General features: G+C 35.9%; 15 protein-coding genes. 10 read left to right on the top strand and 5 right to left on the bottom strand.

From position 1 onward, the window contains the following. Positions 1-127: 127 nt before the first annotated feature. Positions 128-2041 (bottom strand): DEAD/DEAH box helicase, encoded by a 1914-nt coding sequence (locus GUU89_RS12040; RefSeq protein WP_162128152.1) that lies wholly within the window; start codon positions 2039-2041, stop codon positions 128-130. A gap of 131 nt (positions 2042-2172) precedes the next feature. After that, a complete protein-coding gene (locus tag GUU89_RS12035) occupies positions 2173-2742 on the bottom strand; it encodes a non-canonical purine NTP diphosphatase (RefSeq protein ID WP_162128151.1) in 570 nt (189 codons plus the stop codon). 225 nt (positions 2743-2967) lie between these two features. On the opposite strand from GUU89_RS12035, the gene GUU89_RS12030 reads away from it, so the two are divergent. The 3 genes from GUU89_RS12030 to GUU89_RS12020 all read left to right on the top strand — a co-directional run bounded on the left by GUU89_RS12030 (position 2968) and on the right by GUU89_RS12020 (position 8374). Further along, positions 2968-5346: a hybrid sensor histidine kinase/response regulator gene (locus tag GUU89_RS12030; RefSeq protein ID WP_162128150.1), complete on the top strand. Its 2379-nt coding sequence runs from the start codon at positions 2968-2970 to the stop codon at positions 5344-5346. A gap of 119 nt (positions 5347-5465) precedes the next feature. Then, a complete protein-coding gene (locus GUU89_RS12025) occupies positions 5466-6725 on the top strand; it encodes an aminotransferase class I/II-fold pyridoxal phosphate-dependent enzyme (protein ID WP_162128149.1) in 1260 nt (419 codons plus the stop codon). Positions 6726-6871: 146 nt separating this feature from the next. After that, complete coding sequence (locus tag GUU89_RS12020) at positions 6872-8374, top strand: thioredoxin-like domain-containing protein (RefSeq protein ID WP_162128148.1); 1503 nt, start codon at positions 6872-6874, stop codon at positions 8372-8374. A gap of 4 nt (positions 8375-8378) precedes the next feature. Here GUU89_RS12020 and GUU89_RS12015 read toward each other — a convergent pair whose 3' ends face one another. Next, entirely contained in the window at positions 8379-8762 is a 384-nt protein-coding gene (locus GUU89_RS12015; protein WP_162128147.1) for a pyrophosphohydrolase domain-containing protein, read from the bottom strand. Between the two features lie 76 nt (positions 8763-8838). Between GUU89_RS12015 and GUU89_RS12010 the strand changes: the two genes are divergently transcribed. Continuing rightward, entirely contained in the window at positions 8839-9027 is a 189-nt protein-coding gene (locus GUU89_RS12010) for a hypothetical protein (RefSeq protein WP_162128146.1), read from the top strand. A 1-nt stretch (position 9028) separates the two neighbouring features. Here the strand turns inward: GUU89_RS12010 and GUU89_RS12005 are convergent, their stop codons facing one another. Beyond that, positions 9029-10636 (bottom strand): class I SAM-dependent methyltransferase, encoded by a 1608-nt coding sequence (locus tag GUU89_RS12005; RefSeq protein ID WP_162128145.1) that lies wholly within the window; start codon positions 10634-10636, stop codon positions 9029-9031. Between the two features lie 106 nt (positions 10637-10742). On the opposite strand from GUU89_RS12005, the gene GUU89_RS12000 reads away from it, so the two are divergent. The 4 genes from GUU89_RS12000 to GUU89_RS11985 are packed head-to-tail and all read left to right on the top strand — an operon-like array spanning position 10743 to position 13354. Beyond that, entirely contained in the window at positions 10743-11846 is a 1104-nt protein-coding gene (locus tag GUU89_RS12000) for a GyrI-like domain-containing protein (RefSeq protein WP_162128144.1), read from the top strand. Between the two features lie 57 nt (positions 11847-11903). Continuing rightward, positions 11904-12446, top strand: a complete 543-nt coding sequence (locus GUU89_RS11995; protein WP_162128143.1) for an RNA polymerase sigma factor — start codon at positions 11904-11906, stop codon at positions 12444-12446. A 30-nt stretch (positions 12447-12476) separates the two neighbouring features. Continuing rightward, positions 12477-12890, top strand: coding sequence for a hypothetical protein (locus GUU89_RS11990; protein WP_162128142.1), 414 nt, complete (start codon positions 12477-12479; stop codon positions 12888-12890). 50 nt (positions 12891-12940) lie between these two features. After that, on the top strand, positions 12941-13354 hold the full coding sequence (locus GUU89_RS11985) for a sensor of ECF-type sigma factor (protein WP_235922033.1): 414 nt from the start codon (positions 12941-12943) through the stop codon (positions 13352-13354). Positions 13355-13375: 21 nt separating this feature from the next. Here the strand turns inward: GUU89_RS11985 and GUU89_RS11980 are convergent, their stop codons facing one another. Then, entirely contained in the window at positions 13376-14416 is a 1041-nt protein-coding gene (locus GUU89_RS11980) for a sialidase family protein (protein ID WP_162128140.1), read from the bottom strand. Between the two features lie 134 nt (positions 14417-14550). Between GUU89_RS11980 and GUU89_RS11975 the strand changes: the two genes are divergently transcribed. Together GUU89_RS11975 and GUU89_RS11970 are read left to right on the top strand one after the other, a co-directional pair. Further along, positions 14551-15837, top strand: coding sequence for a hypothetical protein (locus GUU89_RS11975; protein WP_162128139.1), 1287 nt, complete (start codon positions 14551-14553; stop codon positions 15835-15837). Between the two features lie 146 nt (positions 15838-15983). Next, on the top strand, positions 15984-17957 hold the full coding sequence (locus GUU89_RS11970) for a KUP/HAK/KT family potassium transporter (protein WP_162128138.1): 1974 nt from the start codon (positions 15984-15986) through the stop codon (positions 17955-17957). Positions 17958-18024 lie beyond the last annotated feature (67 nt).

The following is an 18024-nucleotide window of genomic DNA, read 5'->3' as shown; positions in this document are numbered from 1 at the left end:
TTGTTCTAATTAAGAATTAGGAATTACGAATTAGGAATTATGAATTTGGGATTTGGGAATAAAAAAACTCCGTTTTTATCCCACTTGGTGAGTAAAAACGGAGTTGGCATGCTATAGATTAGAAGTATTAACTTCTTCTTGGTCTTCTGTTTTTGGCTGCTTCAAAAGAGCGTCCGGCCGGTCTTTCTGAATTTCCTTCAGAAGAACGTCTTGGGGCTCTTTCTTCTCTTTGAAAAGAACCCGGTTCTTTTTTGAATCCGCCTTCTCTTGGAGATGAATTTCTGTCGCTACGGAAACCACCTTCTTTTCTTGGGCCAAAGCTACCGCCACCGCTTCTTGGAGCTGAACTTCTGCCGCCAAATCCGCCTGAGCTTCTTCTTTCACCACCACTACTTCTTCCGTTGTGGTCACGACGCTCACGACTTCCGCCATCATTTTTAGAAATCTCAACGTTTATACGTCTTCCGTTTAAATCGAAACCGTTAAGTATTGACATTACTTTTTCAGTATGTTCGCCATCAGTGTTGAAGAAAGAGAACCCCTCTTTTACATCCACTTTGAATACGTCATCGCGACCTAAATCTAACGTTTCTTTTAAGAAATCTTTCAACTGCATCCAATCGAAATCGTCGCGTGCGCCAATGTTTACAAAGTAACGAACAGGGTCTCCGGCTCTGATTTCTCTCGGTTCCGAACCTCTTTCGCTTCTTTCTCCTTTTTCACCAGATAAGTCACGTTTCTTTTTGTAGTAAGCAATGAATCGGTTGAATTCAACGGATACCATTTTCTTGATTAGTTCTTCTTTTGATAAACCGTCAAGTACTTCGTTGATAGCCGGAAGGTAGTTGTCAATTTCGTGATCTACCTCGGTATCTTTGATTTTGTTGGCTAAGTGTAATAATTGGATTTCGCAGATTTCAATTCCGCTAGGAATAGTTTTCTCTTCGAATTTTTGTTGGATGATTCTTTCGATAGCCGAGATTTTACGCAATTCACTTTTGGTGATGATTACGATAGAAGTACCCAACTTACCGGCACGACCTGTACGGCCAGAACGGTGATTGTAGGTTTCAATTTCATCCGGCAACTGATAGTTTACTACGTGAGTAATGTTATCTACGTCAATTCCACGAGCCGCAACGTCTGTTGCCACCAACATTTGAATTTGACGTCCACGGAACGATTTCATAACCCCATCACGTTGTGCTTGAGATAAATCGCCGTGTAAAGCCGCTGCATTGTAACCGTCTTCAATAAGTTTTTCGGCTACAGCTTGCGTGTCTCTTTTAGTTCTACAGAATACTACCGAGAAGATGTCCGGATTAGCATCAGCTAATCTTTTCAGTGCTTCGTAACGGTCACGGGCATTTACACAGTAAAATTCGTGCGATACTGTTTTTGAGCCTGAGTTTTTAGTTCCTACGGTTACTTCAGCCGGATCGTGCATGAATTTTTTAGCAATTCGTGCTACCTCTGCAGGCATGGTGGCTGAAAACAACCAAGTGTTTTTCTCATCGGGAGTGTCTGATAATATCGAAACGATATCTTCATAGAATCCCATGTTTAACATTTCGTCTGCTTCGTCCAGAATACAGAAATTGATGTTTTTAATGTTAACAAGACCACGATTAATCATGTCTTGCATTCTACCGGGAGTAGCCACAATAATTTGTGCTCCACGTTTTACCTCTCGGGCTTGTTCTGTAATGCTTGCACCACCATAAACTGCCACTGTATGTAAACCCTTTACATATTTTGAGTATTGTTTAATTTCGTTGGTGATTTGTAAGCAAAGCTCACGGGTTGGGGATAAAATTAACGCTTGCGTACTTCTGTCTTCGGCGTCTAATTTTTGAATTAGCGGAAAACCAAATGCTGCCGTTTTCCCTGTTCCTGTTTGTGCTAAAGCTACTAAGTCAGTGTTTTGTTCCAATAGTACCGGAATCGCTTTTTCTTGCACTTCTGACGGATTCTCAAATCCTAGATCTTTGATCGCCAGCAGTAACGATTCATTCAGACCTAATTGTTCAAATTTATTCATATTGTATTTTAAATTGGGTGCAAAGGTAGGCTATAAATACCATATACCCTAATTTGTTACGTATTGATAATTAAATAGTTACAAAATCGGTATTGGGAAAGGGATTAGGGATAAGTCGAGAAACGTGGTTTTTATTTCAAAAAATCAACTAATTGCTTTACTGCTAGGCCGCGGTGACTTATGGCTGATTTCTCGGTTATGGTCAACTCTGCAAAGGTTTTAGCGTAACCTTCGGGTACAAAAACCGGGTCGTAGCCAAAGCCATTATTTCCTGTTTTTTCTTCGATAATTTTACCGTTGATGATTCCGGTAAAAAGGTGTTGTTTCCCATTTAGATTTAAACAAATGACTGTTTTGAAATTGGCCTTTCGGTTGGTTTTATCTTTCAAAGCCTCCAACAATTTATCCATATTGTCATTATCGTTCTTTTGTTCGCCGGCATAACGTGCAGAATATACACCGGGCTCACCGTTTAGAGCTTGTACTTCTAAACCCGAATCATCGGCAAAACAATTATACCCGAACTTTTCAGTAACGTAATTGGCTTTTAAAATGGCATTGCCTTCAATAGTATCAGCTGTTTCGGGAATATCGGCTGAACAGCCAATGTCTTGTAGACTTAAAATTTGAATGGATTCAGTGAGTAACAGTTGTATTTCCTTGATTTTATTTTTGTTATTAGAAGCAAAGACGAGTTGCATGATGACAAAATTTAATTATTGAAAGACAAAGATGAAAAGAATATCAAGCCTGTAAAAATAAAAGTAGTACAGTTCTCAAAAAATAAATTAGAGGCATCATGTTAGTTGTGATTTTACTTTCAAAAAATTATTTTTTCCCGATTAAATACTAACTTTTGACTATTTTAAGATTTGTTTAAACCACTCCTCTTCTATTTTCGTATTTATTTTGTCTAAACAGCCCCCATGAGAAAAACTATTGCTATAAATAATTGGATATCGTTCTTTAGCTTACTAATTTTATTCATTCTATCTCCAAAAATATCTGCCCAATACATACTAAAATCTTCAAACCCTGAAAAGGTAACATCCATATACAGCAAAGCCGAATATGTTGATGTAGGGAAAGTTGATGTGTCATTGGATCAAATTAGAAATATCAAAGCCTTCACGTTTTCTCCAATGACAATGGAAAACATGGACTTTGGATTTACCAATCACAACATTTGGATACGTTTTAAATTAAAAAATTCAACCTCTAATGAATTAAATTACTTTCTGGAGACAGCCAGACCGATAACTGACTTTGCACAATTATTTATCCTAAAAAATGACAACAGTGTAACCAAATACATAAGCGGAGATGCTATTCCGTTTAACCAAAGAAGTTATAAAGTCAGAAAGACAATATTTAAAATAAATCTCGCACCCAACGAAATGCAAGAATATTATTTGCATGTTAAAAGTGATGGTGAGCAGCTCTCTATGCCATTAGTGCTTCATTCGTCTGAGGATATTTTAGAAGAAACAACATTTGAACAATTTGTTTTTGGCTTTTTTTATGGAATACTGCTTATTGCTGCAATTCTGTATTTCTTCTTTTATTTTGCCATGAGAGACAGAACTTTCCTTTTTTACAGCTTCTACGTTGTTTTCATAGGATTGCTTCAATTTGCTATAGATGGTTACTTTTATAAATTTATAACTCCGGATGCTGGTTGGTTTTCAATACATGCGGTCGTAATTTTTGCCTGTTTTGCTAATTTTTTCTTGGGCCGATATGCTCAAGTGTATTTAAAGATTTGGGAAATTAACAAATACATAGACAAAGCTTTTTATGTTTTATATGCTATAGACTTTTTACTGGTAGTATCACTTTTTATACTTCCTGAACATGCTTATTCTTATCCGCTCGTTAATGGATTTGGGCTAATTTTATTATTATTAATCATTGCATCACAGGCTATTATTTTCATTAAAACTAAAAAGATTGATCGTTTTTTTGCAACAGGTATTTTCTTTCTTATAGCAGGTTTTGTTGTTTTCATTCTTAAAAATTTCAGTATACTACCTCTTACTTTTTGGACGGAAAATGGTTCAAAACTTGGAACCGGATTGGAAGTGATTTTTCTTTCGCTATCGATGGCTAATTTGATTCGTAATCTAAAAAATGAACGAGAAGAATTGCAAACCGAAGCCCTTCAAAAATCTGAGGAAATGAATGAATTAAAATCTTATTTCTTATCTAATATCAGTCACGAATTGCGTACTCCTTTGAATGCTATTTTGAATACGGTAAAAGTTATTGGTAATGACACCGATGTTGAACAGATAAAAAGTAACAGTCAAATCATCAAATATTCCACCTATAGTTTATTAAACTCGATAAATGATATTTTAGATTTTTCTAAAATTGAAAAAGATGAAATTAAGCTTGAATTTGCCGAATTTGATATTGTTACTACTGCAGAACATATTGCTAATAATTTTGCTCGGCAAGCTAAAGACAAAGGGCTTGAGTTTAGTTTTTTAAAAGGAGAGCATTTACCTCAAATGGTAAAAGGTGATCTAGCTCGGACGAGTCAGATTCTTCAAAATATTTTGAGTAATGCTGTTAAATTTACTCATGAAGGTTTTATCAAATTTAAGCTAGAAGCCCAAAAAAAGGAAGACAATAGTGTACAAATGACTTTTGTAGTGAGTGATACCGGTGTAGGGATTTCGAAAGAAAAAGAAAAGAGCATTTTTGATTCGTTTTCACAAGACAGTATCAATAACAAAAGAAAATACGGAGGCTTAGGACTAGGGCTCTATATTGTCAAGCATTTAATCAATTTACATAATGGCAAAATTAAAGTCGACAGTACTATCAATTTAGGTACTGTTGTCACCATTGATTTAACCTATGAAAACATTGAAGTTCAAAAACCAATTGAAATACATCCGGAACCAATCGACTATGATCTAAAAGGCAAATCTATTTTAGTAGTAGAAGATAATGCTATGAATCAAATGGTAATTAAAATGATTACTAAAAAGTGGCTGAATACTACGGTTGATTTTGCCAATAATGGTCAGGAAGGTGTTGAAAAACTTATCCAAAAAGATTATGATATCATACTAATGGATTTACAAATGCCAATCATGGATGGTTATGAAGCCACTATAGCCATCCGAAACGGAGAAGCGGGTGAAGACAAAAAATCAATACCTATTATTGCTTTAACGGCCGATGTTATGGAGACCACAAAGACCCGTGTTATTGAAATAGGGATGAATAAATACTTATCAAAACCAGTGGATAAAGACACCTTATTTGAAATTATTAAGCTATTGGTCAGTTAGTGTAAGGTTTGATTTAATGGGGTTTTTAACAATTTGTAGTTTACAATTTTCTGATTATAATGATTAGGAGTAAACTAAATTTATAATTACTTTTGCACCGACTTAAACACAAAGTGATTATGGTAAAAGATTTATTCGAAAGAATACAAAACAATAAAGGTCCGTTAGGAAAATGGGCTTCACAAGCAGAAGGGTATTATGTGTTTCCAAAATTGGAAGGCGAATTAGGCCCAAGAATGCAATTTCACGGAAAAGATATTTTAAACTGGAGTTTGAATGACTACTTAGGATTAGCCAATCATCCGGAAGTACGCCAAGCCGATACGGAAGCTGCGGCAAAATATGGAGCGGCCTACCCAATGGGAGCCCGTATGATGAGTGGTCACACTGATGCGCATGAACAATTGGAAAAAGAATTAGCGGCTTTTGTAATGAAAGAGTCCGCTTATTTGCTAAACTTTGGTTACCAAGGAATCATGTCGGCTATTGATGCTTTGGTTACTAAAAATGATATCATTGTTTATGATGTAGATGCTCACGCTTGTATTATTGACGGCGTGCGTTTGCACATGGGTAAACGATTTACCTACAAACACAATGACTTGGAAAGCATGGAGAAAAACCTTCAGCGTGCTACCAAAATGGCAATGGAAACCGGTGGTGGAATCTTATTCATTACCGAAGGTGTTTTTGGAATGCGTGGTCAACAAGGCAAGTTGAAAGAAATTGTAGCTATGAAAGAAAAATACAATTTCCGTTTGTTGGTTGATGATGCTCACGGATTTGGTACCCTTGGTAAAACAGGAGCCGGAGCCGGAGAAGAGCAAGGTTGTCAGGACGGAATTGACGTTTACTTTTCAACGTTTGCTAAATCGATGGCTAGTATCGGAGCTTTCTTAGCTGCTGATAAAGATATCATTGATTACTTAAAATACAATTTGCGTTCACAAATGTTTGCCAAAGCCTTACCTATGATTCAAACGGTTGGCGCTTTGAAAAGATTACAATTGTTGCGTGACAATCCGAGCTTAAAAGACAAACTTTGGGAAAACGTAAATGCGTTACAAAACGGTTTAAAAGCGCACGGCTTTAACATTGGCGATACCAATACTTGTGTGACACCGGTTTACTTAGAAGGTTCTATTCCGGAAGCCATGGTAATGGTGAATGATTTAAGAGAGAACTACGGTATCTTCTTGTCTATTGTGGTTTATCCGGTAATTCCGAAAGGGATTATCTTATTGCGAATGATTCCAACCGCTTCGCACACTTTGGCTGATATCGAAGAAACGCTTACCGCATTTGATGCTATCAGAGAGAAATTGGTTAATGGTACTTATGCCAAATTAGCCGAAGCCAATGTAGAAAACATGGCGTAATTGCCCTTAACAATAAATGAGAAAGAGATGCTTAACCGTATCTCTTTTCTTTTTTAAGGAAACTTTAAAATTTGAGGCATTGCTTTATTTCAAAAAAAAATTATTTTTGACTGGCTTAATTTTTTAGAACTCAAAACAAGTTGTTTATGAAAAAATTACTTTTCGGTTTTGTATTTTGCATGGTATCGCTCTACAGCACGGCACAATCGGGTTATGAGATTACCATTACTATGAAAAACTGCAAAGACAGTTTGGCGTATCTTACTTTTTATCAAATGGATAAAACCATGATTAAGGATACTTGCACCAGTATAAAAAACGGTAAAATAGTATTTAAAGGTAAACGCAAATTGGATAAAGGAATTTATTCGTTAGTGAGTCAGCAGAAATCGATTTATTTTGATTTTTTTATTGATGACACTACCCAAAAACTGGAACTTAAAAGTGAAGTCGGTGAAAACATTCTTACTGCACTTACTGCCGTAAATTCAGCTATGGAGAATGATTTTTTTGATTATATCCGTTTTATTACCCAACAGAATAAAGAGTTTCAGGAAGTCAAACAAAAAACTGTGTTGCAAACCAAAAAAGACTCGTTGGCACTAACTGATTTGCAATTGAAATTTGAAAAAGGCATAGTCAATTATGAAGAAAACTTCTTAGCCAAAAATAAAGGAGCTTATATTGCTGATGTGGTGAATATTAAGATGGAGAAGGTTTTGAAAGAAGTTCCGAAAACCAAAGAAGGAAAGCCGGATGATGTTGCTGTTTTTACTTATTATAAAAAGCATTATTGGGATGGAGTTAATTTTCGTGATGAGGGTACCTTTCGTAATCCGTTTTTCTATAAAAAAATTAAAAAGTATTTTGACACTTTGATTCCAGCGCAACCGGATTCAATTTGTGTGGAAATTAACCGAATGATGAATAAACCTGAACCGGGGAGTTTATTTTATAAATTACTGCTAGCTCATTTTACTTATGCTTACGAAACGTCGGAAATCATGGGGCTAGACAAAGTATTTGTATATATGTCTGATACTTATTTTAAAACCGGCAAAGCCAAGGGCACCTATGAAGATGATGTTATTGAACGCATCATTAAACGTGCCGATAAACTTAAACCATTATTAATAGGCGCTTCTGCTCAGGACTTGTTTATGATTAAGGCGGAGGATTTTGACAAGATGAAAGCCATGGGATTTGAAAATGCTAAAAACAGCGAAGAGATGACCAAGGTGTTTTACCAAAATGCCGATGCAGTCAATAAAATGTTTGTCAAGCTGAGCGATGTAAAAGCAGCTTATACGCTACTTATCTTTTGGGATGTGGATTGTAGTCACTGTCAGAAAGAAATCCCCAAATTACTTACCGTATACAACGAATTACTGAAAGAGCACAAAGACATTAAGATTTTCAGTGTATACATGCAGCATGAAGGTGAAAAATACTTGAAGTACATAGCTGACCATCAATTACCTTGGATCAATGTATACGACGGTGCCCACTATAACAATGCGGTCGAAAAATATGACGTCTTCTCTACTCCTGTGATTTATCTTTTAGACAAAGACAAAATCATCAGAGGGAAAAGAATCAGTGTTGACAGTTTGAAAAATCTAATCAGTGATTTAGAAAAAGGGAAATAAAGGTCTATTTCAAAATTTCTTCAAAACTTGGTTTAAAGTAGTTTGGGCCTTTAAGTACTTTGCCGTCTTCGCGGTAAATCGGATTGCCGTCTTCCCCTAGTTTACTCATATTGCTGCGTTGAATTTCATCAAACACTTCTTCAATTTTGTGTTGTAGTCCGTGTTCTAAGATAGTACCGCAAAGAATGTACAGCATGTCACCCAAGGCATCGGCAATTTCGATGATGTCATTGTTTTGAACCGCTTCTAAGTATTCTTCGTTTTCTTCTTTCATTAAATCAAAGCGAAGTTGGTTTTTTTGCTCGCCTAAATCCCCTCTCATTTCGTGGCTTACGCCCAATCCGAAGGCAGTGTGAAATTCTTTTACAGCGTTGAGTTGTTTTTGCATTTTTCTGAAATTTAAAGTGAATGCAAATTACAACATTCCGATACATTTGAGTAAATTTGTTGAAAATTTGAAATAAATGTTCACAACCGGTCAATGGACATTCGCTGCACTGTTTTTTGTAGCTTTTGTAATCGCCACTTATTTTGCTTACGGAAAAGACAAAGCCTTACACAACAAGGTTTATAAAGGAAGTTATAAAATCCTGATTGCTTTTCTGCTTTTTATTGCGATGTTGTTTGTTATCAAAGTAACGATGAAGCATTAAGTTATCTTCCTTTTAAAAGATTGACACTTACGGTTGCTAAATCTGAATTAGGGAATTTGGTAAATACTTTATCCTCTGAGAATAATCCGGCTTCAGCGGCAATTTTGTGCAATACATCAATCTCTACTATATACTGGTCGGAAAAACCGTGAGTAGCATCATAGGCTGTTGCGGCAGTTTTACCCAAATGGTTAGCGGTGAGTTCGGGTGCGATGGTATGCAATTCTATCAAGAGTAAACCAAATTTTTCTACAAATGGTGCCCATTTTTTAAGGTGTTCCAATAAATTATCTTCGACTTGATTATTACTGATTCTTTTTCCGCGATGTGCAAAAGCACCGGTTGAAGAACTTACTCTGTTAGGCGTTATTGTCCTTGGGGTTTCCCAGATGCGGTTATGATCTAAAAAGGTTCTGACATTCAACAATTCTTTTAGATCGATGTTGTACTCTTCTTTCAACGTTTCGGCTAAAAGTTGCGGTCTTCCGATATCGCCCCAAATGACTTTAGCCCAAATGTCGGCCTTAATTAAATTGGCGCGAGTCACTTTTATAGCGGCTTCGTTATAATCAACTCCGACTAAGAATAGCGGATGTTCGTCTAGCATTTTACCACGATTGGTTTGGCGTTCAATTACATCAAACATATGTTCTAAAAACGCTCCGTTCCCGCAGCCCATATCTAAAACTCCTTTTGGCTGTTCGGCGATAGGTCGGTTAAACAATTCGATGATAATTTGGTCTACGATTTTGAAATATTCGGCATGTGCTCCTCCACTGCCCCACACGTTCATTTCTCTGTCGACATGCAATTCGGTATCATGTTCTCCAATATTTCTTAGTATTGAGGGATTGCCAAAAAGCAGTTCATCCATTTTTCTTAACGTTGGAATATAAGAAACCGTTACACCATAAGCTGTGGCTCTTTTGGCATAAAACAAGCCCGCTTCGGTAAATTGGTAATGGTCATTTTTTTTGGTAAACCAATTTAAATGCGTTAGAAAATCCAATATTTCTTTAAAGCATTCCGGATTTTTGTGAAACTCTTCGGGACGGAAAGAGGTTTCCATAAAGTATTTATGAAACATGCCCGTCATGCCAAGCATTACAATGGTTGGGCCCGCCAGATTGCCTTCGATGTGATATAAAATTTGTTCTTGTATAGCACGAATGTTGTCATCATCTGAAAATTGTACCCCAAAATTGGCTTTGAATTTTTGAAACAAATTGTTGAGCATTTCAAAAGGCTCGACTTCAAATTTTCGCGGATGAAAATGTTCCGTAAACTGCATTAAATTGAAAACATCTTCGTATAGCGGTATCAATGAAAATGCAATAGTACTTTTGGCATTAGTCTCAAAAGTGACTTCGTCGGTTTTAGGATTTATCGTTTGCACCAACCAGCCTTGTGATGCCAGAACCCTTAAGGCTACGTTGAGATAACCTTCATTGGCGCTGAACTTTTCAGTCAATTGCGTTAAAGACACTTTTTGTTGTTCTGCCACATAAGCTAATACTCCTTTCTTGTGTAGAGAATAAGCTGTGGGAGCCGTTGTAATTCCGTCTAAATGTCTGAATAAAATGCCTCGAAGTTCGCTGGTGGTTTTCATGAATTTGAATTTGGCTGTAAACAAATATAAACAATCTGTAAATATCAAAACGAATCTATTTTCCTATCATTAAATTCATAACTTTGTGACACCAAAAAATCGATTCATGAGAATTTTGAAATACATATTCCTGCTGGTGCTTTTAGCTTTTATTGGCATAACGGTTTATGTTGCTACCCAAAAAGGAAATTTTAAAGTAACCAAAAGCAGTTTAATAAAAGCCCGTAGAGCTACTGTTTTTGATTATGTTAACGATTATAAAAACTGGGAATCCTTTGGTTCGTATATGATTAAAGGCAATACGATTAAATTTATTTATCCTGCCAAAACGGTTGGTGCCGGTGCAAACTGTTCTTGGGAAAATGGTTCAGATGATGGAGCTATCAGAACGGTTTTTGTCAAAGAAAATGACAGCCTTTCGCAAAAAATGAATTTTAACGGCAGTACAGCTACCGTTTCATGGACCTTCAAGGATACAGTTGGCGGTACCAAAGTAACCCTGCACAGTCGTGGTCAGCTGGATATTTTTACCAAAATCACTACTTTTTTTAAAGGAGGAGTTACAGCAATATTGAACGATACTTTTGAAAAAAGCTTACGCAATTTGGATAAAACACTGGATTATGAGATGAAAACCTATTCCATTAAAGTGAATGGCATAGTGCAACGCAGCTCAGGGTTTTGTTTGCAGCAAACGGTTTCTTGTAAAATTAAAAGTGTACCTAAGAACATTAAAATTTTGATGGCCGGCATGGTTCATTTTTTCAAAAAGAATAAATTATCTATGGCGGATAAGCCGTTTATACTATACGAGCGTTATGATGTGGCTAATGATTTTGTGACGTTTTCGGTTTGTGCACCAACGCAAAAACAAGTATTTGTCGTGCCGGGAAGTGATGTGAGTTCAGCCGAAATTGTGCCGTTTACTTGTTTGAAAACTACTTTAGTTGGCGATTATTCGCATACTCAGGAAGCTTGGTCTAAAGCCCTAAAATATATTGCAGACAATGATTTAAAAGAAAACATTGCCGGAAAATATACCGAAGTGTATGTGAAAACAATTGACGATATTAAGCAGCCTTCAAAGTGGGTTACCGAAATTTATATTCCGGTTTTCCCTAAAGCGGAAATAGCGGAACCTACTGTTTTGTCTGCTCAGCCAACAGCTACTTCTTCGGTTGCCAGTCCTAATTCTGTGGAAACGCCATAATTTTATCACTGATTAAACCTTTTCGATTATCTTTATTCCAACCGTTAAATTTATACTTTGCAGGAAGAAAAGGATTTTATCCAAGAGTTATTAAATCCGAAAACGCAAAACCAGGCGTTTCAAAAGCTCCTACGCGAATATCAGCGTCCCTTATACTACCATATCAGAAACATTGTTTTGAACCATGACGATGCCGATGATGTGTTGCAAAATACCTTTGTAAAAGTGTTTCAGTATCTCAAAGATTTTAAAGGCGACAGCAAATTATTTTCTTGGATGTATCGAATAGCCACTAACGAATCGATTACGTTTATTAATCAAAAAGCCAAGCGCAACGGAATTACCAGTGAAGCTATGCAAAGTAAAATTGTAGATAATTTGAGAGCTGATACTTATTTTGACGGAAGTGAGATTCAGCTCAAACTGCAAAAAGCTATTGTACTATTACCTGAAAAGCAGCAGTTGGTTTTTAAAATGAGATATTATGAAGAAATTAAATACGAAGAGATGTCTGAAATCCTCGGAACTTCAGTTGGTGCTTTGAAAGCATCATATCATCACGCTGTCAAAAAAATTGAAGATTTCATGAAAACGAATTAAACCTTTTACTTTATCATATGTCAAACCGCCATGAATAATTTTAAATTAGATAATGAACCCAAGATTACTTCAGGATTTAAAGCACCTGAGGGTTATTTTGACGCATTTTCGGATAAAGTGCTGATGCAGTTACCAAAGCAGGAATCCAAAGTTATTTCAATTTTCAGTTCAAGAAAAAGATGGTATTATGTTGCCGCCTCTGTGATAGTATTATTAATATCAATTCCTTTGTATCATCAGTATGTTTTGAATCAAGAATCCGTTGATGCAACAGTTTTAGAAGATTATTTAGCTTATAACACTTCAGTTTCAGAAGATGAAATTGTAAATTTGCTTGATAAAGAAGATTTGGAAAAAATGAAAGTTGATTTCAATCTGCAGGACAAGGACATTGAAGAAGTGTTAGAATCCAACTCCAATTTAGAACAATATATTTTAGACTAAACCCTATGAAAATCAATAAAATATTTACATTACTTATAATTTTTATTTCAATGACTGCTATAGCACAAAATGGTCGTCTTCGGGAAAAGAAAGAACAAATCAAAGCATTAAAAGTAGCCTTTATTACAGATGAACTGGCATTAACACCGGATGAAGCCACCAAATTTTGGCCCTTGTTCAATGCTTTTGAAGACAAGCAGCAAGAAATTAAAAAACAAAAATTAAAAGCCTATATAAACCGAATGGACGATGATTCTTTTGATAAATTATCCGAAAAAGATGCTTCGGCTATGCTGAGCCAAATGGAAAGCATGGAAGATGAGTTATATCAGGCTAAGAAAAAATTTGTGACCAGTTTGAAAGGAGTCATTTCTCCGGTCAAAATTTTAAAACTCAAAAAAGCAGAAGAAAACTTTAATAGAAAGTTGCTCCAACAATATCGCGACAAGAAATTAGGAAAATAAACAGAGAGCCCCATTGGGCTCTTATTTTTTGAATGTTATTCGGATTATTTTGTCCTTGCCGGCAGCAAAAGCGGTTTGTTCATCTGCAAAACGAATGGTAAATAAAGATTTGTCTTGACTCAATTGTTTCCATGAGTTTCCGCCATCAGCTGAATAATACAGACCACCAGCCCCAACGGTAACGATTTGTTTTCCTTTTGATTTTGGTATATATTGTACACAAGAGGCATAACCAAATCCGGTGTTTTCGGCAATGAGGTTCCAGGTTTTGCCGCCGTCAACTGTTATGGCTTTGTTTTGAAAATTCTGTTCCGGCACTTCGTAATTTCCTCCGGCCACGATTCCGGTGTTTTTATTGTAAAAATCAGCCGTAAAGATTCCTGTCATAGCTTTGCCTTGAACAATTGGTACTTCAGTGACGCTCCATGTTATTCCTTTATCTTCAGAAGAAAAAACTCTTGATTTTACTCCGCCCGATACTACCCAAGTCTTATTTCCTTTGATGCAGATGTTAGTATTGCTGGCCGCAAAAGCAGCTTCTCCTTCAGCTATTTTGGGCAAATTGTCACAAGCTGTTTTTTCCCATGATTTACCCCCATCTCTGGTAATTATTATGGATAGACAATCTTCTGTTGGGTCACCAATAGCTATGCCTTCCTTTTCATTCCAAAAGTGCATACTGTCGTAAAATACTTTTTCATGATTTTCGGAGTATACTTTTACCACACTTAAATCAGATTTATCCATTTTGTATATAAAAGCCGGATTGCCGATATTGGCTATAAAGATAGCTTTTGAATTTTGAGCCATACTTCTGAATTCCAGTTTAAGTGTATCGTTTTTGATTTGTTTTTCCAGTTTTTCTCCTGTTCTAAAATTATAATAACCTACTTGATTGTTGTTTCCGGCATACCATACTTTATCCTTATCCACTACCATTGCTCTGATACTTATTTTTTCGTTTAAAACTGTATCAATTGTAATCGATAGAGAAGTTTGTGCATGAGAAGTATTGCTCAGAAAGAATAAAAACAGTACAAAAAAAATAAACTTTTTTTTCATTGGGAAGGCTTGAAATATAAGCGAATATACAAATTTTGACTGAGTTAATATTTAGTTAAAAACTTAAAACCAAAATTCAGTGGCACAGTAATTGGTTATTAACTAAAAACTATTCAATATTAAAAACTTATATTATGAAAACTAAAATTTTATCTTTATCGATACTGTCGCTTATGAGTATTACAAGTGTTTTTGCTCAAGATAGAACTACGGTCACAGCAAACAATTCTGAAATCAGTGATAATTTAGATTTGCGTGCGGTTGCTTCTATATTTGGAGATTCTGAAAACTTAGCAGACTTTGAAAGAAGATTAAATGATCCAAAGACACAAATCTCCAATTTAGATTTAAACGAAGACAACCAAGTGGATTATTTACGTGTGATTGAAACCGTAGAAGGCAATGCACACTTAATTGTTATACAATCGGTTTTGGGTCGAGACACATATCAAGACGTAGCCACTGTTGAAGTACAAAAAGACCGTAACAATCAAGTTCAGGTTCAAGTGGTTGGAGATGTGTATATGTATGGAGCCAATTATATTTACGAGCCTGTATATGTTTCAACTCCGATAATTTACGCTTCTTTTTGGATAGGTAATTACCGTCCTTACTATTCTACTTGGTATTGGGGTTATTATCCAACTTATTACTACACTTGGAATCCTTATCCGATTTTCAGATACAGAAGTCATATCGGAATTTGTATTAACAATTATCATCACTACAATTATGTAAATTACAGAAGATGTGAGACTGCTTATAATTCATATCGTGGCAGAAGAGGAAATGCTTATGAAACCCGTTATCCGGATCGTTCTTTCGGGCACAGAAATACTAGTTATGCTAACCGATATGAGTTAGACAAAACAAGAAATATAAGAACTGTTGGTACTCGAAATGAATTAGCTGTAAACACTCCTAGAGGCAATGCCAATAATGGTGCAATAACAAGAGGAAACGGAACTAAAAAAAATGATTCTCCAAGAAATCCGAGTCAGCGTGGAAATACCAGAGATAATTCTTCTGTGAATGAATCGCCGAGAACCAATCCGAGAAGTGACGCTCCACGTTCTTTAGAGTCTAATGGAAATGCTACTCCAAGAAATTATGGTCAAAACGGAAATAGTCCAAGAGGAAATAATGGAATTGCTGAGTCTCCAAGAGCGATTAGAACACAAGAAGCATCCCCTCGTGTGTTTTCAAATCAAAGAAATGAGACCACTAATGCTAGTGCACCTAGAGGAAATAACAGAAGTTATGAATCACCTAGAAGTAGTGCTCCACAAAGGGAGAACAATAGAAGTTATTCGCCTCAAGGCAATTCAGCTCCGAGAGAAATATCAAGCCAAAGAGGTAATTCAGGTGGAGGAAATCAAGGCAGTGCCAGAGGAAATGGCGGAGGAAACAGAAGAGGTTAGGTTAAATAAATATAGGTTTAAGTTGTTGCTGAAAATCACCACAAATTGTGGTGATTTTTTTTATGGGTATTCCATTAAAAATAAAGCGCTAAAAAAATAATTATTTTAAAAAAACAGTACATTTGTAGCCGTTTTAAAAATCATTTATGAGCGCTCATAATCATCAGCTTCACAGCAAACTTACCATAGGCGGATTACTGGTTACATTAGGAATTATTTATGGTGATATTGGGACTTCCCCACTCTACGTAATGAAAGCCATAATCGGATTGCACCATGTTATCAATCCGGATATCATTTTAGGAGGCCTATCTTGTATCTTTTGGACACTGACACTACAAACTACGCTTAAATATGTAATCATAACACTAAGTGCTGATAACCACGGTGAAGGCGGAATTTTTGCGCTGTATGCCTTGGTGAAACGAACAAAAATCAAATGGCTCATCGTTCCGGCTATTGTTGGAGGTAGTGCACTGCTAGCGGATGGAATCATCACCCCTCCTATTTCCGTATCCTCAGCGGTTGAAGGTATCAGAACTTTTTATCCTTCAATAAATACGGTGCCTATTGTAATTGCTATCTTAGTTGTACTGTTTACCATTCAGCAATTCGGAACCAAATTAGTAGGTAAGTTTTTTGCCCCAATGATGTTAATTTGGTTTAGTATGCTTGGTATATTAGGTATTATTCAGATTGGCAGTAATCTTTCTGTTTTTAGAGCTATTAATCCTTACTATGCCTACGAGTTATTGCGTATACATCCGGATGGGTTTTATGTTTTAGGTTTTGTTTTTTTATGTACCACCGGAGCTGAAGCCTTGTATTCCGATATGGGACACTGTGGTCGAAAAAACATTCGTATCAGTTGGATTTTTGTTAAAGCTACTTTGGTTTTAAATTACTTCGGTCAAGGAGCTTATTTGATTAAACATCAAGGCGACACATTATATAATTTAGGAGGCAAAAATGCCAATCCGTTTTATTTAGTCATGGAAAACTGGTTCCAGCCTATCGGAATTGTAATTGCAACCATGGCTGCTGTTATTGCTTCACAAGCTTTAATCAGTGGTTCTTTTACTTTAATAAATGAGGCCATGCGATTGAATTTCTGGCCAAAGGTAAAAATCAAATACCCAACCGATTTAAAAGGACAATTATACATCCCGTCTATAAATTGGTTGCTTTTATTGGGTTGCATCGGAATCGTATTGCATTTTGAAGAATCAGGAAATATGGAGGCGGCTTACGGCTTAGCCATCGTACTTTGTATGATCATGACTACCTTATTACTGAATTATTATTTAATCATGAAACGTGTTTCCTGGTACATTATCGGAGCTATAATTACATTGTATTTAGCCATTGAATTTAGTTTCTTGATTGCCAATTTAGATAAGTTTCCTCATGGAGGTTATGTAACTTTATTTATTGCGTGTGTTTTAATCGGTATTATGACTGTTTGGTTTTTGGCCAAAAAAATCAGCAAGAACTATACTAAGATGGTCAAAATTGATACCTATAAAAAAGTATTGGCTGAGTTAAGTTTGGATCTTTCTATTCCAAAATACGCCACCCATCTAGTTTATATGACCAACTCCAATCGCGTAGACGAAATTGAAGAAAAAGTAATGTATTCTATTCTTCAAAAAAGACCAAAACGCGCCGATATTTATTGGTTAATCCACGTAAATATTTTGAGTGAACCATACCGTAAAGAGTTTAAAGTAAATGAAATCATTAAAGACGATTTATACCGAATAGACTTTTATTTAGGCTTTAGAGAACCAACCAAAATTAACTTGATGTTCAAAGAAGTAATTAAAGATATGGTGAAAAACGGCGAAGTAGATATTACCAGTCGATACGAATCATTGAATAAAAATAACATCATCGGTGATTTCAAATTTGTACTTTCCGAAAAATTCTTATCAAACGACAGCGATTTAAACTTCTTTGAAAAAATAGTAATGTACTCCTATTTCTTTATGAAAAAATTCAGTTTGTCTGAAGAAAAAGGTTTTGGTTTAGACAGTAGTTCGGTTAAAATTGAACAATTTCCATTAGTCATTCATGCTCCGGAAATTATCGATATGAAGCGAATCTACTCACAATATTAAGCCTGTCCACACTTAAAAGTATTCTTTGATTCCTTTTAACAAAGGTTTTAAAGAATACTTCTTCTTT

The sequence above is a fragment of the Flavobacterium phycosphaerae genome, from assembly GCF_010119235.1.
Taxonomy (GTDB): Bacteria; Bacteroidota; Bacteroidia; order Flavobacteriales; family Flavobacteriaceae; genus Flavobacterium; species Flavobacterium phycosphaerae.
Note: the sequence above shows the minus strand (reverse complement) of the source record. Positions and strands in the feature narration are given on the sequence as shown.

Coding starts and splice junctions, on each gene's coding strand:
- GUU89_RS11990 (WP_162128142.1), top strand. CDS start 12,477: ATGAATAATTTTAAATTAGATAATGAACCCAAGATTACTTCAGGATTT.
- GUU89_RS11970 (WP_162128138.1), top strand. CDS start 15,984: ATGAGCGCTCATAATCATCAGCTTCACAGCAAACTTACCATAGGCGGA.
- GUU89_RS12015 (WP_162128147.1), bottom strand. CDS start 8,762: ATGCAAAAACAACTCAACGCTGTAAAAGAATTTCACACTGCCTTCGGA.
- GUU89_RS12030 (WP_162128150.1), top strand. CDS start 2,968: ATGAGAAAAACTATTGCTATAAATAATTGGATATCGTTCTTTAGCTTA.
- GUU89_RS12010 (WP_162128146.1), top strand. CDS start 8,839: ATGTTCACAACCGGTCAATGGACATTCGCTGCACTGTTTTTTGTAGCT.
- GUU89_RS12005 (WP_162128145.1), bottom strand. CDS start 10,636: ATGAAAACCACCAGCGAACTTCGAGGCATTTTATTCAGACATTTAGAC.
- GUU89_RS12000 (WP_162128144.1), top strand. CDS start 10,743: ATGAGAATTTTGAAATACATATTCCTGCTGGTGCTTTTAGCTTTTATT.
- GUU89_RS12040 (WP_162128152.1), bottom strand. CDS start 2,041: ATGAATAAATTTGAACAATTAGGTCTGAATGAATCGTTACTGCTGGCG.
- GUU89_RS11985 (WP_235922033.1), top strand. CDS start 12,941: ATGACTGCTATAGCACAAAATGGTCGTCTTCGGGAAAAGAAAGAACAA.
- GUU89_RS12025 (WP_162128149.1), top strand. CDS start 5,466: ATGGTAAAAGATTTATTCGAAAGAATACAAAACAATAAAGGTCCGTTA.
- GUU89_RS11975 (WP_162128139.1), top strand. CDS start 14,551: ATGAAAACTAAAATTTTATCTTTATCGATACTGTCGCTTATGAGTATT.
- GUU89_RS11980 (WP_162128140.1), bottom strand. CDS start 14,416: ATGAAAAAAAAGTTTATTTTTTTTGTACTGTTTTTATTCTTTCTGAGC.
- GUU89_RS12035 (WP_162128151.1), bottom strand. CDS start 2,742: ATGCAACTCGTCTTTGCTTCTAATAACAAAAATAAAATCAAGGAAATA.
- GUU89_RS12020 (WP_162128148.1), top strand. CDS start 6,872: ATGAAAAAATTACTTTTCGGTTTTGTATTTTGCATGGTATCGCTCTAC.